At 63.1% G+C, this 13977-nt stretch carries 13 protein-coding genes and 1 tRNA gene; 10 read left to right on the top strand and 4 right to left on the bottom strand.

From position 1 onward, the window contains the following. Positions 1-59: 59 nt before the first annotated feature. The 6 genes from OOZ51_RS20135 to OOZ51_RS20160 all read left to right on the top strand — a co-directional run bounded on the left by OOZ51_RS20135 (position 60) and on the right by OOZ51_RS20160 (position 7012). Complete coding sequence (locus tag OOZ51_RS20135) at positions 60-1424, top strand: GAF domain-containing protein (protein ID WP_265981584.1); 1365 nt, start codon at positions 60-62, stop codon at positions 1422-1424. An 83-nt stretch (positions 1425-1507) separates the two neighbouring features. Further along, the gene (locus OOZ51_RS20140) at positions 1508-2113 is read left to right on the top strand and encodes a hypothetical protein (protein ID WP_265981585.1); all 606 of its coding nucleotides are present in this window, start codon (positions 1508-1510) and stop codon (positions 2111-2113) included. Between the two features lie 125 nt (positions 2114-2238). After that, positions 2239-3762: an acetaldehyde dehydrogenase ExaC gene (gene exaC / locus OOZ51_RS20145; RefSeq protein ID WP_265981586.1), complete on the top strand. Its 1524-nt coding sequence runs from the start codon at positions 2239-2241 to the stop codon at positions 3760-3762. A gap of 127 nt (positions 3763-3889) precedes the next feature. Then, a complete protein-coding gene (gene adhP / locus OOZ51_RS20150; RefSeq protein ID WP_265981587.1) occupies positions 3890-4912 on the top strand; it encodes an alcohol dehydrogenase AdhP in 1023 nt (340 codons plus the stop codon). Continuing rightward, the gene (locus OOZ51_RS20155) at positions 4912-5328 is read left to right on the top strand and encodes a DUF779 domain-containing protein (RefSeq protein WP_265981588.1); all 417 of its coding nucleotides are present in this window, start codon (positions 4912-4914) and stop codon (positions 5326-5328) included. Before adhP ends, OOZ51_RS20155 begins: the two co-directional genes overlap by 1 nt. A gap of 112 nt (positions 5329-5440) precedes the next feature. Next, positions 5441-7012 (top strand): amino acid permease, encoded by a 1572-nt coding sequence (locus tag OOZ51_RS20160; protein ID WP_265981589.1) that lies wholly within the window; start codon positions 5441-5443, stop codon positions 7010-7012. A 100-nt stretch (positions 7013-7112) separates the two neighbouring features. Here the strand turns inward: OOZ51_RS20160 and OOZ51_RS20165 are convergent, their stop codons facing one another. The 3 genes from OOZ51_RS20165 to OOZ51_RS20175 all read right to left on the bottom strand — a co-directional run bounded on the left by OOZ51_RS20165 (position 7113) and on the right by OOZ51_RS20175 (position 9970). Beyond that, on the bottom strand, positions 7113-7748 hold the full coding sequence (locus tag OOZ51_RS20165) for a DUF2461 domain-containing protein (protein ID WP_265981590.1): 636 nt from the start codon (positions 7746-7748) through the stop codon (positions 7113-7115). Between the two features lie 250 nt (positions 7749-7998). Next, positions 7999-9483, bottom strand: coding sequence for a catalase (locus tag OOZ51_RS20170; RefSeq protein WP_265981591.1), 1485 nt, complete (start codon positions 9481-9483; stop codon positions 7999-8001). A gap of 7 nt (positions 9484-9490) precedes the next feature. After that, positions 9491-9970 (bottom strand): Fur family transcriptional regulator, encoded by a 480-nt coding sequence (locus OOZ51_RS20175; RefSeq protein ID WP_265981592.1) that lies wholly within the window; start codon positions 9968-9970, stop codon positions 9491-9493. 172 nt (positions 9971-10142) lie between these two features. Between OOZ51_RS20175 and OOZ51_RS20180 the strand changes: the two genes are divergently transcribed. Both OOZ51_RS20180 and htpX read left to right on the top strand, forming a co-directional pair. Continuing rightward, positions 10143-11414, top strand: a complete 1272-nt coding sequence (locus tag OOZ51_RS20180; RefSeq protein WP_265981593.1) for an MFS transporter — start codon at positions 10143-10145, stop codon at positions 11412-11414. 117 nt (positions 11415-11531) lie between these two features. After that, positions 11532-12401: a zinc metalloprotease HtpX gene (gene htpX / locus OOZ51_RS20185; protein WP_265981594.1), complete on the top strand. Its 870-nt coding sequence runs from the start codon at positions 11532-11534 to the stop codon at positions 12399-12401. Between the two features lie 223 nt (positions 12402-12624). Here the strand turns inward: htpX and OOZ51_RS20190 are convergent, their stop codons facing one another. Next, on the bottom strand, positions 12625-13116 hold the full coding sequence (locus OOZ51_RS20190; protein WP_265981595.1) for a YajQ family cyclic di-GMP-binding protein: 492 nt from the start codon (positions 13114-13116) through the stop codon (positions 12625-12627). 186 nt (positions 13117-13302) lie between these two features. On the opposite strand from OOZ51_RS20190, the gene OOZ51_RS20195 reads away from it, so the two are divergent. After that, entirely contained in the window at positions 13303-13569 is a 267-nt protein-coding gene (locus tag OOZ51_RS20195; RefSeq protein ID WP_265981596.1) for a hypothetical protein, read from the top strand. 129 nt (positions 13570-13698) lie between these two features. Continuing rightward, positions 13699-13780 (top strand) — tRNA-Tyr (locus OOZ51_RS20200). Positions 13781-13977 lie beyond the last annotated feature (197 nt).

The following is a 13977-nucleotide window of genomic DNA, read 5'->3' on the forward strand; positions in this document are numbered from 1 at the left end:
AAAGCCCTGCGTCCCAACTAGACTGACTCGTACTGCGCTGCGTCAGGTTTGGGAGTTCGATGAGGAATCCGATCCAACCGGCAGCTCTGGTTGGCGACGCCGCCGAGCTGCTGCAGCGCCATGCCCGCGCAGGTCACGAACAACTGGACTCCTGGGGCTTTGGGCCTCCCGACGCCGCGGAGCTTCCCGGCTTGCGCAGGCTGATCAAGGAATCCTGGCAGCGATCCGCGAAGCTCAAGGCGAACCCGGACCAGCCCGAAGCTCCCGTGGCCATGGACCTAGACGAGCTCGAGGAATACCGCCGCCAACACCCGCTGGCCATCATCATGCCCGTCATCCAGAAGCTCCTCATCCAGCCCAGCTATGACAGCGGGCTGTTGGTCGCTGTGGGGGACGAGCTCGGCCGGCTGCTGTGGGTGGACGGAAATCCCGCGATGCGGCGCCGTGCCGAAGGCATGATGTTCGTGGCCGGCGCGGATTGGTCCGAGGCGGCGGTGGGCACGAGCGCGCCCGGCACAGCGCTCGCTTTGGGCCGCGGCATCCAGATCTCCGGCGCCGAGCACTACAAACGTTCCGTCCATCCGTGGAGCTGCACCGCCGTGCCCTTCCATGACCCTGACTCCGGCGCGCTTCTCGGCGTCGTCGACATCACTGGCACGGAAGCCGCCGTCGCACCCCACACGCTTTCGCTCGTTGAAGCGACCGTGGCGGCAGCGCAGGCCCAATTGCGTGTCGAGAGGCTTCAGCTCTCGGCCACTAAGCACTCTTTGCCTGCCCGACGGCGGAACTCGTCTTCCGCCGTCGGCTCCCGAGAGGGCACCGGTCTGTACCGGAACAGCCTTCAGCTGCTGGGCCGGGACCAGGCGCTGTTGAGCATAGGAGGGCGCAGCATTCCGCTCTCCGCCAGGCACAGCGAGATCCTGGCATTGCTGGGCACCCGTCCCGAGGGTCTCAGCGCCGAAGAACTGGCCCTGGCCTTGTATCCCGGAGATGGATTCACGGTCACCCTCCGGGCCGAAATGGTGCGCCTGCGGAAGGTCCTACGCGAACTCGATCCCGCGGCAGTCCCGGAATCCCGCCCCTACCGGCTCCCGATCGACCTCGGCCAGGATGCCGCCCAAGTGCTTTCCTGCCTGCAGCGGGGTGCCCACCGCATCGCCCTGGAGATCTACAAAGGCTCTGTCCTGCCGCATTCGGAAGCCCCAGGCATAGTGGAGCTCCGCCAGAAGGTCTCCGCGCTCTTGCGCGAGGCGGTCCTCAACGACGGCAGTGCCGAGGCGCTGCTCAAGTATGCCGGGCTGCCTGAGGCAAAGAACGACGTCGATGTCCGGCTCGCTGCCCTCAAGCTCCTGCCGCCGCGCTCGCCCAAGCGGGCCGCCATCGTCGCCGAACTTGAACGCCTGGAAACGGAGATGTCGGCCTGACGCCGGCCTACCGTGTGGCATTCGGCAAATACGAAGTTTCGGCCCGTATCGTAGAAGCGAGCCAAACGAAAGAAGCTTCCTCCGTGTTGAACAAACGCCTCGCCGTCGCCCTGACCGTGTCCGGACTCCTTGCCGGAGTCACAGCCTGCGGAGCACCTGCCCAGACCGCGCCATCGTCAACGGCTTCTGCTTTGGCAACTACTGCTGCACCTGCGTGGGAACTCGATCCCGCCGCGGGCGCGCAAAGAATCAAGGCTGCCGGCCTGGACATCCTGACGGCGGAAGGCACCGCCGAGCATTACCACGCACATCTGGACGTGCTGGTGGACGGCAAGCCCGTCACCGTCCCGGCTGAAATCGGCTTCAGTTTCGGGACCGACGGGCGGCCGAACGGAATCTCGGCCCTGCACACCCACGACACATCCGGCATCCTCCACATCGAAGCGCCCACCGCCGGACTGAAGTACACGCTCGGCCAGGCCCTCACCGAATGGGGTGTCCTGGACGGCAAGGACGCCACCGGAGCACCGCACGGCGGAACCGGCGGCTGGACAGCCTACGTGAACGGCTCAAAGCAGGATGTTCCAGTAACCGACGTGGTTCTCAAGGCCCACGACGAGGTAGTGCTCTCCTTTGGATCGGCGCCCTCCCCGCTTCCGAGCTCCTATGCCTTCCCCGCTGGCCTCTAGGTTTCAAGCCTTCGAACCAGCCTCGAAGTGATCTGAACCACAAGGTTGCAACCTGCTTGCAACCTTCCCGCTCCTACGCTGAAGCCATAGCAAAGCCACCATCATGCGGAGCAAAGGAGCTAGCAATGACTGTTTATGCACAGCCGGGTGCCGAGGGTTCGAAGGTCACGTTCAAGGACCGTTACGAGAACTGGATCGGCGGCGAGTGGGTTGCCCCGGTCAAGGGGCAGTACTTCGAAAACATCACCCCGGTCACCGGGAAGGCCTTCTGCGAGGTTGCCCGGGGCACGGCCGCGGACATTGAGCTGGCACTTGACGCCGCGCACAAGATCGCACCGTCCTGGGGCAAGACCTCGGCAACGGAGCGCGCCGCAATCCTAAACAAAATCGCCGACCGGATCGACGAGAACCTCGAAATGCTGGCCGTCGCCGAGAGCTGGGACAACGGCAAGCCGATCCGCGAAACCCTGAACGCTGACATTCCCTTGGCGGCGGACCATTTCCGCTACTTCGCCTCCGCGATCCGCGCCCAGGAAGGCCACCTGTCCCAGCTGGACGAGGACACCACCGCCTACCACTTCCGCGAGCCGCTGGGCGTGGTGGGCCAGATCATTCCGTGGAACTTCCCCATCCTGATGGCCGTGTGGAAGCTCGCCCCGGCCCTGGCCGCGGGCAACGCCGTCGTCCTCAAGCCCGCAGAGCAGACCCCGTCCTCCATTCTTGTCCTGATGGAGCTGATCAGCGACCTGCTGCCTGCCGGTGCGGTAAACGTAGTGAACGGCTTCGGCGTCGAGGCCGGCAAGCCTCTGGCTTCCAGCCCCAGGATCCGCAAGATTGCCTTTACCGGGGAGACCACCACGGGCCGGTTGATCAGCCAGTACGCGTCCCAGAACCTGATCCCGGTGACCCTTGAACTGGGTGGCAAGAGCCCGAACATCTTCTTCGACGACGTCGCCGCGCAGAACGACGCGTTCTACGACAAGGCCCAGGAAGGCTTCACCCTCTTTGCCTTCAACCAAGGCGAAGTCTGCACCTGCCCGTCGCGCGCCCTGGTCCAGGAAGGCATCTACGACTCCTTCATGGCGGACGCTGTGGCCCGGACCAACAAAATCATCCAGGGCAACCCGCTGGACACCGAGACCCAACTTGGTGCCCAGGCCTCCAACGACCAGCTCGAGAAGATCCTCTCCTACATCGACATCGGAAAGCAGGAAGGCGCCAAGATCCTCACAGGCGGCGCCCGTGCCCAGCTGGACGGTGACCTAGCCGGCGGCTACTACGTCCAGCCGACCATCTTCGAGGGCCACAACCGGATGCGGATCTTCCAAGAGGAGATCTTCGGCCCGGTGGTTTCCGTGACGAAGTTCAGCGACTACAACGACGCGATCGGCATCGCCAACGACACCCTGTACGGACTCGGGGCCGGCGTATGGTCCCGCAACGGGAACGTCGCCTACCGGGCAGGCCGGGAAATCCAGGCCGGCCGCGTCTGGGTCAACAACTACCACGCCTACCCGGCCGGTGCCGCGTTCGGCGGATACAAGTCCTCCGGCATCGGACGCGAAAACCACGCCATGATGCTGGACCACTACCAGCAGACCAAGAATCTCTTGGTCAGCTACAACGAAAACAAGCTCGGCTTCTTCTAGGCCGCGCTAAACCCGGCGGGGAGGGATCAGCACAGATCCCTCCCCGCCGATCCACTTGGCCACCCCTCAGGAAAGCAGCAGCACCCACACCGCACCATCCAGCTTCAACGACGCAAGGATTTCGCCAATGACGACGACAATGCAAGCAGCCGTAGTAACCGAATTCGGAAAAGACCTTCAGATCCAGTCCCTTCCCATTCCCGTTCCCGGCCGTGGGGAAGCGCTGGTCAAGGTCTTGACCAGCGGCGTCTGCCACACGGACCTGCACGCCGCGGAGGGGGACTGGCCCGTGAAGCCCTCACCGCCGTTCGTGCCTGGCCATGAAGGGGTGGGCGAAGTGGTGGCTCTCGGTGAAGGTGTCACCGACCTGGCCGTCGGGGACCTCGTGGGTAACGCCTGGCTCTGGTCCGCCTGTGGCGACTGCCAGTTCTGCCGGACCGGCTGGGAAACGCTGTGCGAAGCCCAGAAGAACGCCGGCTATAGTGTGGACGGCTCGTTCGGGGAGTACATGCTGGTGGACAGCCGGTTCGCCGCGAGGATTCCGGCAGGTTCGGATCCTGTGGAGGTTGCCCCGGTGCTCTGCGCGGGCGTCACCGTCTACAAAGGGTTGAAGATGACCGAGGCCAGGCCGGGCCAGTGGGTCACCATTTCCGGCATCGGCGGATTGGGGCACATCGCGGTCCAGTACGCGGTGGCGATGGGCCTGCGTGTCGCGGCCGTGGACATCGCTGACGACAAGCTTGCCCTGGCCAGGAAGCACGGCGCGGAGCTCACGGTCAACGCGCTGCACGAGGATCCTGTGGAAGTCATCCAGCGCGAAACCGGAGGCTGTCACGGCGTCTTGGTCACGGCCGTGCATCCGTCGGCATTCGGGCAGGCGATCGGCATGGCCCGGCGCGGCGGGACCATCGTCTTCAACGGTCTTCCGCCGGGAGACTTCCCTGCACCGATTTTCGAGATTGTGCTCAAGGGCCTGACCGTTCGCGGCTCGATCGTGGGGACGCGGCAGGACCTGGAGGAAGCGCTGGACTTCTACGCGCAGGGCAAGATCCACCCGACCGTGTCCACGCGTGAGCTCTCCGAGGTCAACGCGGTCCTTGACGAGATGAAGCATGCCAAGATCGACGGCCGCGTGGTGCTGAGGTTCTAATGCCCCACAACAGGCTTGACGCCGCAGTGACGCTGCCCGGGGAAAATTTTTCCCGGGTGGCGCTCACCGCCTCCTCCATCGAATTGCTCAAGAAGTTGTGGCAGCAGCATGGGCCGCTCATGTTCCACCAGTCCGGTGGTTGCTGCGACGGTTCCTCGCCTATGTGCTACCCGGCCGGCGAGTTCATTACCGGCGACTCGGACGTTTTGCTCGGCCTTTTCGACATCGGCGATAACGGACGGTCCCAGCCTTTGGAGTTCTGGATGTCCCGGGAACAGTTCAACTACTGGTCGCACACCCACCTGACCGTGGACGTGGTGGCCGGCCGGGGGAGCGGCTTCTCCGTGGAGTCGCCGGAGGGCAAACGCTTCCTCATCCGCTCCACCTTGATGGACTGGAACGTCCCCAAGCTCTGAAAATAGACCGTCCTTGCGTCTCACGATTTGGGACAAATGTGGGGGTCCATTGGCTGGACACTAATCTTGATGAGTCTGTTTCTACCGCCTCATCAAGATTGTGGACTCTTCTATGAACCTCTTCCGGACCAAGTCAATCGAGCAGTCCATTGCGGACGCCGATGAACCCGGACGCAAGCTCAAGCGTTCCCTCAGCACCTGGGATCTGATGATCATGGGTGTCGCCGTCGCCGTCGGCGCCGGGATTTTCTCCGTCGGCGCCAAAGCCGCCGCGAACTTTGCCGGGCCCGCCGTGACGATTTCCTTCGCCGTCGCAGCCGTCACGTGCGCCCTGGCCATCATGTGCTACGCCGAATTCGCTACCGCCATCCCGGTGGCCGGGTCCGCCTACGTCTTCACCTACGCCACCATGGGTGAAGTGCTCGCCTGGATCATCGGTTGGAACCTCATCCTTGAACTCTTCACCGCCGCTGCAGTCATCGCCAAGTACTGGGGTATCTACTTGAGCAAGGTGTTCGGCCTCATGGGCGTGGACATGCCCCCGGCCCTGAACATCGCAGGCGTGGACCTCTACTGGGGCGCGTTCCTGATTGTCGCGATCTTCACGGCGCTCCTGGTGCTCGGCACCAAGCTCTCCGCTCGCGTGGGCAACATCTTCACGCTGATCAAAATCGCCGTGGTGCTGTTCGTGATTGTGGTCGGCTTCACCTACGTCAAGTTCTCCAATTACGCGCCCTTTGTCCCGGCATCGCAGCCGACCGGTGGCAACGACGGCGCCGACGTCTTGAAGCAGTCCTTCTTTGGCTTCCTCACCGGCGCGGTTCCGGCACAGTACGGAACTCTGGGTATTTTTGCCGGCGCAGCCTTGGTGTTCTTTGCGTTCATCGGCTTCGACGTGGTTGCCACGTCCGCGGAAGAGGTCAAGAACCCGCAGAAGACCCTGCCGCGGGGCATCTTCGGCGGACTGGCGCTCGTGACGCTGCTGTACATCCTGGTCTCCCTGGCCCTGACCGGCATGGTGTCCTACACACAACTTGCCCAAGCCAAGAGTCCTACCCTCACCACGGCCTTCGAGGCTGTTGGAAATACCGACGCGGCCAAGGTCATTGCCTTCGGTTCTCTGATCGGTTTGACCACCGTCATCATGGTGCTGCTCATGGGCCTGGCCCGCGTCGTCTTGGCCATGAGCCGGGACGGGCTGCTCCCGCGCTCCCTGTCCAAGACGAGCGAGAAGCGTTCGACGCCGGTCCGCCTCCAGATCATCTGTGGCGCGGCCGTGGCGATCGTGGCTGGCCTGACCAATGTGGATCTCCTCGAGGAAATGATCAACATCGGCACGCTCTCAGCCTTCGTCATGGTGAGCCTGGGCATCCTGGTGCTGCGTAAGAAGCGCCCGGACCTGAAGCCGGCTTTCCGGGTTCCGTTCGGCAAGGTGCTTCCGGTGGTTTCGGCCGTCCTGTGCCTCTACTTGATGACGAACCTGGCCGTAGAAACCTGGATCTTCTTCGCCATCTGGCTGGCAATCGGACTTGCCATCTACTTTGCCTACGGCCAGCGCCACTCCCGCCTGAACGAGAAGTTCGCTGCGGCGAAGGCTGCGGTCTCTGGCAGGAGCAGCGACTCAACCGACTCCAGCGATTCAACCGACTCAAACGACGACGAGGACAGCCTCAGCAAGGTCTGACGCCCCTGACTGGATCCAGGCCCCCTCAAGCTTCGGCTTGAGGGGGGGGCTTCCTATTGGACTCCAACGCGTGCGGCTCTAACACGTGCGGCTCTAACGCTTACGGGGCCGCGTGCTCGTTGACCCACTCCACGAGCGGTCGCAGTACCTCCCAACGCTGGGCGATCTCCTCCTTGGCTGAGGGCTGCGACATCCACTCAGGTTCACCCAAAGTCACCCCGGCAGATAGGGACTTGTGCTTGAGGAGCTCGGCGCGCGGGTGGTCTTTCTCGAAACCACGCGGCACGGTCTTGAGTTTCTCCCCTTCAACCGCGAAACCTGCCGCAGCGATGTGATCGACGATTTTCTGGAGTTCCTCTCCGCTGGCCGATGCATCCGCGGCGGCGCGGAACCGGGCAATCTGCTCCGGGGTACGCGAGTGACATCCGCCGCCCACGAGCAACCCGTCCGCACTGAGCTGAAGGTAAAAGCCCACACCCTCCTTGTGGGCCGCAAACGCGCCCTGCGCCGTCTTGTAGGGGGACTTGTCCTGGGAGAAGCGGACATCCCTGTTGGGGCGGAAAACCTTGCCCGGCCCGAATCTTGGTTCAAGTTCCTCCAGCAATAGCGTTAGAGGCTCCTTCACAGCGGAGTCGTAAATGTCCTTGTGCGCCAGCCACCATTCGCGGTTGTTATTCTCTTCAAGCTCGGCATAGAAGGCGATAGCAGCGGCGGGGATCCCGGTAAATGTGCTCATGTAAGGATCCTATGGACCACCGCATGAGCATGACCAGCACCGAATTGGCTTATGTGGATAATCCCAGTCGGTGAAGCCGCGACCAGGTAGCTGCCCCGGCCCGGAAAGCTCGGATCAACCCGCGCCTTGTTCGCATTTCATCACGTACAACGCCGTGTCCGGCGAACAAGGATGGGGTTTCAACTGCAGGTAGAAACAGACAACCCCGCCGCGGAGAATCCGCAGCGGGGTTGCCTGTTATTGGACGTTGTTAGAGCTTGTTGGCTGCTTCAGCAGCCGACTCGCCCTGACCGGCGCCGAGGTTGGCGCGCAGCTTGGCGCCGAGTTCGGCGTCGACGTTGGTCCAGTACTGGATGGCGCGTTCCTTGATGCCGGGGCTCTTGACGCCGCCCACAGCGCCCGTGATGGTGTCCAGCAGACGGGCCTTGGCGCCGTCGTCGTACACCTCGCGGTAGAGGGCGCCGGCCTGGACGAAGTCGCCGTCCTCGGCGTGCAGGGAGTGTGCGGAGAGTGTCAGCTCGCCGTCGTTCTCCCAGCCGCCCGCCGGGTTCTGAGGTTCAACAGCAGCCGGGCCACCCACGGAGTTCGGTGCGTAGACCGGAACCGAAGGAGCGTTGAACAGGTAGCGGCCCGCGCCGTCCTGGCTGTAGTTGTTGACCTGGTTCTTCGGCTGGTTCACCGGAATCTGGGCGTGGTTGGTGCCAACGCGGTAGCGGTGTGCGTCCGCGTACGAGAAGATGCGGGCCTGCAGCATCTTGTCCGGGGAAGCTGCGATACCCGGAACGAAGTTCGACGGCGCAAAGGTGGCCTGCTCGATCTGCGCGAAGTAGTTCTCCGGGTTCTTGTTGAGCTCCATGGTGCCCACGTGGATCAGCGGGTAGTCCGCGTGCGGCCAGACCTTGGTGAGGTCGAACGGGTTGAAGCGGTACGTCTTGGCGTCCTCGTAGGGCATTACCTGGACATGCAGCTCCCAGGACGGGAAGTTGCCGGCGGCGATGTTTTCCTGGAGGTCGCGGATGTAGAAGTCCGCGTCCGAGCCGGCCAGCTCTTCAGCCTGGTCGCCCGTGATGGTCTTGACGCCCTGGTTGGACTTGAAGTGGTACTTGACCCAGAAGCGCTCGCCCTCGGCGTTGATCCACTGGTAGGTGTGAGAGCCGTAGCCCTGCATTTCACGCCAGGAAGCCGGCAGGCCACGGTCGCCCATGAGCCAGGTGACCTGGTGCGCGGACTCGGGGGACAGGGTCCAGAAGTCCCACTGCATGTCGGCGTCGCGCAGGTGGGTGCCCGGGAGGCGCTTCTGGGAGTGGATGAAGTCCGGGAACTTGATGCCGTCGCGGATGAAGAACACCGGGGTGTTGTTGCCCACGAGGTCGTAGTTGCCCTCGGAAGTGTAGAACTTGACGGCGAAGCCGCGAGGGTCGCGCCACGTGTCAGGGGAGCCATTCTCGCCTGCAACGGAGGAGAAACGGATGAGCATGTCCGTCTGGACACCGGGCTGGAACAGGGCTGCCTTGGTGTACTTGGAAACGTCCGAGGAAGTCTTGAAGGTACCGAAAGCGCCGCCACCCTTGGCGTGGACAACACGCTCCGGGACGCGCTCGCGGTTGAACTGGGCGAGCTTTTCCACCAGGTAGTGGTCGGTCAGGATGATGGCACCATCGGCACCAACGGACTGGGAATGCGCGTCCGAGGTGACGGGGGCGCCCGACTGGGTGGTCGAGATGTTCGCGGTCATCGTTCTCCTATTTCGTGGTTACTTGCGTTTGAGTAGGAAGCTGTTGTTTGGCCTGGCAGTCCTGGCAGATGCCTTGGTACAGGACGTCTGCGATCTGGATGGTCATGGGTTTGGAGTGCTCATCCCAGTGCGGGGTGAGGCAGGGGGCATGGCCTACGGCGCAGTCGACATCCTCCACCCGGCCGCAACTGATGCAGACGGCATGGTGGTGGTTGTCGCCCACCCGCGTCTCGTACAGCGCGGGGGAGTGGGGCGGCTCGAAGCGTCGAAGCATCTGTAGGTCGGTGAGGTCGCTCAGCACCACATAAACAGACTGCGCTGTCAGTTCGGGAAGATCCTTGCGCGCGGCAGCCAGGATGCCTTCGGCCGGAGAATGTGGATTGTGCTGAACGGCAGCGAGGACCGCCAAACGCTGTTTGGTCACGCGGCGTCCGTGAGAATGCAGGGCGGAAGCCCACGCTTCCTGGTCTGCCGAGTGATCTGCCATACCCTCATTGAAGCACTTATTATGAGTCCTTCACAATAAGGCGAGGCTAACTTCGGATGAACCGAGCAGGCGTCGGCCCCGGAGAGCACCCCCAGCGAGCTGACGCGTTGCCTCCGGGAGTGAGGACGCGTTGCCTCCGGGAGGGGTACGTGTTGATGGGTAGGGTTGGACGGTGGCAAAACTCCTCGCTGACATGACCCCGCTTCGCGAAAGCCCCGCATTCCGCCGCCTGTGGCTCGGGTCCTCCGTGTCGATGGTCGGATCCCAGTTGACGCTCGTTGCCGTAAGCCTTGAGGTCTACAGCATCACCCAGCAGAGCCTCTACGTAGGCCTGCTGAGTGTCTTTGCCTTGGTTCCGCTGGTGATCGCGGGTTTGTTTGGGGGTGCCCTTTCGGATGCCTATGACCGACGGAAAGTCGCGATCGTTTCTTCCCTCGTTTTGTGGGCCTGCAGCGTTGCCCTCGCGCTCCAAGCGTGGTTCCAACTCAACAATGTCTGGATCTTGTTTGCGCTCGTTGCGATCCAAAGCGGCGCGCAAGGCATCAACGGGCCCGCACGCAGCGCCATTATTCCCTTGCTGGTCCGCAAGGAACTGTTGCCTGCGGCCAACGCGTTGAGCATGCTCAACATGGGCATTTCCATGACGGCGGGCCCCTTGCTTGCTGGTGTGCTGGTTGCGTCGAGCGGTTTTGGCTGGACTTACACGATCGACGCTTTCAGCTTTGCTTTCGCGCTGTGGAGTTTGTTCAAGCTTCCGCCCCTTCCCGCGGCCGAGAACGCGTCGGCACCCGGCTTGCGCTCCGTCGTCGAAGGCTTCCGCTTCCTGGGCACCCGACCCAATCTCCGCATGACCTTCATCATCGATCTCATAGCGATGATCTGTGCCCAGCCGCGCGCCCTCATGCCGGCGATTGGCGCCACCATGATCGGCGGCGGTGACACCACCGTGGGCGTACTGCTCGCCTCGGTGGCAGTGGGCGCCTTCTTGGCGGGGTTGTTCTCCGGCCCCCTGGGAAGGGTGCGGCGCCAGGGCAGCGCGGTGGTATGGTCCGTGGCCGGATGGGGCTTCTCGATCGCAGCTTTCGGCCTGGTGGTAGTCCTTGCGGGCGACGCCGGTCGCGGCGGCGTGACGCCTTGGATCATCCCGGCCGCCATCTGTTGTGCCCTTGCCGGAATCTCGGATTCTGTCAGTGCGGTCTTCCGAACCACCATTCTGCAATCGGCTACTCCGGACCACATGCGGGGACGGTTGCAGGGCGTGTTCATCGTGGTGGTTGCCGGAGGTCCGCGAGTGGGGGACATGCTCGCCGGTGGCGTCACCAAAGTTCTCAGCGAAGGCTGGGTACTACTCCTGGGCGGCGTGCTGTGTGCGGTCCTGGCCTGGCTCGTGCCCCGCTGGCAGCGCGGATTCCTCCGATACGACTCGGTTCACCCCGTGCCCTAGCCGGTTGCCCCAGCCCAGCGCATTCCGCAGCCCCAAGCCGGAACGTCCGGACCGCCGTCGGCGTTAATCCGAACATAGCCACACCCATTAGCGAGAGAACTGCAAGAAAGTAGTGAAGTGCACAATCATCACAATGGCCTGAAAACCGCAGCGCTGTTCGGTGTGCTGTGGGCGGTGCTGTTGGGACTCGGTGCCGTGATCGGTGCGGGCACCCGTAGCGCGGCGCCCATCTGGATCATGGCCCTGGTCGGCGTCGCGACAACGGCCTACGGATATTGGAACAGCGACAAGATTGCCATCCGTTCCATGGCCGCCTACCCGGTCTCGGAAGCGCAGGCTCCCCAGCTGTACCAGATCGTCCGGGAGCTCTCAGTGCGGGCAAAGCAGCCCATGCCGCGGATCTACGTTTCTCCGACGATGACACCCAACGCCTTCGCCACGGGACGCAATCCGAAGAACGCCGCCGTGTGCTGCACCGCGGGCATCTTGAACTTGCTCGATGCGCGCGAACTACGCGGTGTCCTCGGTCATGAGCTCATGCACGTCTACAACCGCGACATCCTCACCTCGTCCATCGCAGCCGCCGTCGCCGGTGTCATTACCTCCGTGGGTCAGATGCTGCTGTTCTTCGGAGGCGGAGACCGGCGGAACGCCAATCCGATTGCCATGCTCGCCATGGCGCTCCTGGCGCCGTTTGCCGCCTCGCTGATCCAGCTCGCCATTTCCCGTACCAGGGAGTACGACGCCGACCACGACGGCGCGGAACTCACCGGCGATCCGCTGGCGCTCGCCTCAGCCCTGCGCAGGATCGAAGCAGGCGTGAAGCAGGTGCCGTTGCCACAGGACCAGCGGCTCGTGAACACCTCGCACCTGATGATTGCCAACCCGTTCCGCGGCGGCGCCATGACCAAGCTTTTCGCTACCCACCCGCCCATGCGCGAGCGCATCGAGCGGCTCGAGCGGATGGCTGGACGGCCGCTTTCCTAACCGGCCGCCCAAAGAGGCACCGGTCCAGCGCCGCGTTCGACGACGGGCGGCTTCATGCGAACAGGCCCTCACCAATGAAGCCGCCCGCCTTGATGCCCGGGGGTACCGCGAACAGAACAAAAACATGTCGTAATTGCCGAGATTACATCGGCGGGGCACGCAAAAGCCGGGGCGCGGTGTCATAATTCGACACTGCACCCCGGCTCAGGTGAGGCGTGATCCGCTAGCTGCGGAAGTTCACGAACTGGAGATCGGCCTCTTCGAATTTCTTCAGGATGTTCATGGTTTCCTGTAGGTCATCGCGGGACTTCGACGTGACGCGGAGCTCGTCGCCCTGGATCTGGGACTTGACGGACTTCGGGGCCTCGTCGCGGATGATCTTGTTGATCTTCTTCGCCATGTCCTGGGCAATGCCCTCCTTGATGGAGCATTCCAGGCGGAACTCCTTGCCGGAGGGGAAGGGTTCGCCCTGGTCGAGGGACTTCAGGGAGATGCCGCGCTTGATGAGCTTGGACTGGAACACGTCCAGGACAGCGAGGACGCGGTCCTCGGAGTTGGCCTTCAGGAGGATCTTTTCGCCGCTGAAGTCGATCTCGGCGCCGACGCCCTTGAAGTCGTATCGCTGTGCGATTTCCTTCTGGGACTGGTGGAGCGCGTTGGCAACTTCCTGCTTGTCTACCTTGCTGACGACGTCGAATGTGGATTCGCCTGCCATGACTCTCCTTTTGATCGGTGGGTGTGGCCCGGAATCGGGCGGTTTTGTCTGCCATCCAGCCTAGTACGGAAGCGCCCGGTGTGTGCCGCGGGTTCACAGTTCGCTCACAGCACACGTATGGCCGGAACTGAGACTGCCCCGACAGAGTTGTACCAGTTTGAAGAGCCCATCCTGAAAGGGAGCACCATGAGCAACCAGGCCGTCCGATACGTCACCAAGTCAGCTGCTGCCGCCGCCGGTTCGATCGGAGTCGCCGCTGCCACTGCTGCGACAGCGGTTGCAGCCGCGGCGCTCGCGGCTTCCGTGGTCCTGAGCCCGGTCCCGGACGCGGCATCCCGGATGGATGGTGTCCACGCGGACCTGCTGCGGGCTGTGCAGCTCAACCAGATCACAATGGAGCAGGCTGCAAGTTTTGAGGCCAAACTGGCGGGCCGGATACTCGGAGATGCCTGAGTTTTCCGCTGATTTTGGGGCTCCGAAGCCTCGATTCGATTCTTCGGCCGAAGTTCTGTAAGGTTGTCTTGCTCGCGCTTACCGGATCCGAAACGAAACGATGATCGGGAGTGACTTCTTTTGAAGTTCGGCAGATTACCCGAGCGGCCAAAGGGGGCTGACTGTAAATCAGCTGGCAACGCCTACGGGGGTTCGAATCCCTCATCTGCCACAAAATTAAATCCCCGGAGCCATGTGGTTCCGGGGATTTTTTGTTGTGTCGCGTTGCTGGGCGGGCCGCTCCGACGCGGAAGATCGTCTGCGACGCGCAGACGGACCCTCGACGCCCGTATTCCCTGTGTGTCAGCCTGTTGCGTGACACTTTTGTGGCGGGGAAGGAACCTTATGGAAATTCCGAGTCGTCCGAGC

It is taken from the genome of Arthrobacter rhizophilus, assembly GCF_026241105.1.
Classification (GTDB): Bacteria; Actinomycetota; Actinomycetes; order Actinomycetales; family Micrococcaceae; genus Arthrobacter.

Excerpts from the sequence above, each read along its gene's own strand:
- OOZ51_RS20135 (WP_265981584.1), top strand. The coding sequence starts at position 60 with ATGAGGAATCCGATCCAACCGGCAGCTCTGGTTGGCGACGCCGCCGAG.
- exaC (WP_265981586.1), top strand. The coding sequence starts at position 2,239 with ATGACTGTTTATGCACAGCCGGGTGCCGAGGGTTCGAAGGTCACGTTC.
- adhP (WP_265981587.1), top strand. The coding sequence starts at position 3,890 with ATGACGACGACAATGCAAGCAGCCGTAGTAACCGAATTCGGAAAAGAC.
- OOZ51_RS20155 (WP_265981588.1), top strand. The coding sequence starts at position 4,912 with ATGCCCCACAACAGGCTTGACGCCGCAGTGACGCTGCCCGGGGAAAAT.
- OOZ51_RS20160 (WP_265981589.1), top strand. The coding sequence starts at position 5,441 with ATGAACCTCTTCCGGACCAAGTCAATCGAGCAGTCCATTGCGGACGCC.
- OOZ51_RS20165 (WP_265981590.1), bottom strand. The coding sequence starts at position 7,748 with ATGAGCACATTTACCGGGATCCCCGCCGCTGCTATCGCCTTCTATGCC.
- OOZ51_RS20170 (WP_265981591.1), bottom strand. The coding sequence starts at position 9,483 with ATGACCGCGAACATCTCGACCACCCAGTCGGGCGCCCCCGTCACCTCG.
- OOZ51_RS20175 (WP_265981592.1), bottom strand. The coding sequence starts at position 9,970 with ATGGCAGATCACTCGGCAGACCAGGAAGCGTGGGCTTCCGCCCTGCAT.
- OOZ51_RS20190 (WP_265981595.1), bottom strand. The coding sequence starts at position 13,116 with ATGGCAGGCGAATCCACATTCGACGTCGTCAGCAAGGTAGACAAGCAG.
- OOZ51_RS20195 (WP_265981596.1), top strand. The coding sequence starts at position 13,303 with ATGAGCAACCAGGCCGTCCGATACGTCACCAAGTCAGCTGCTGCCGCC.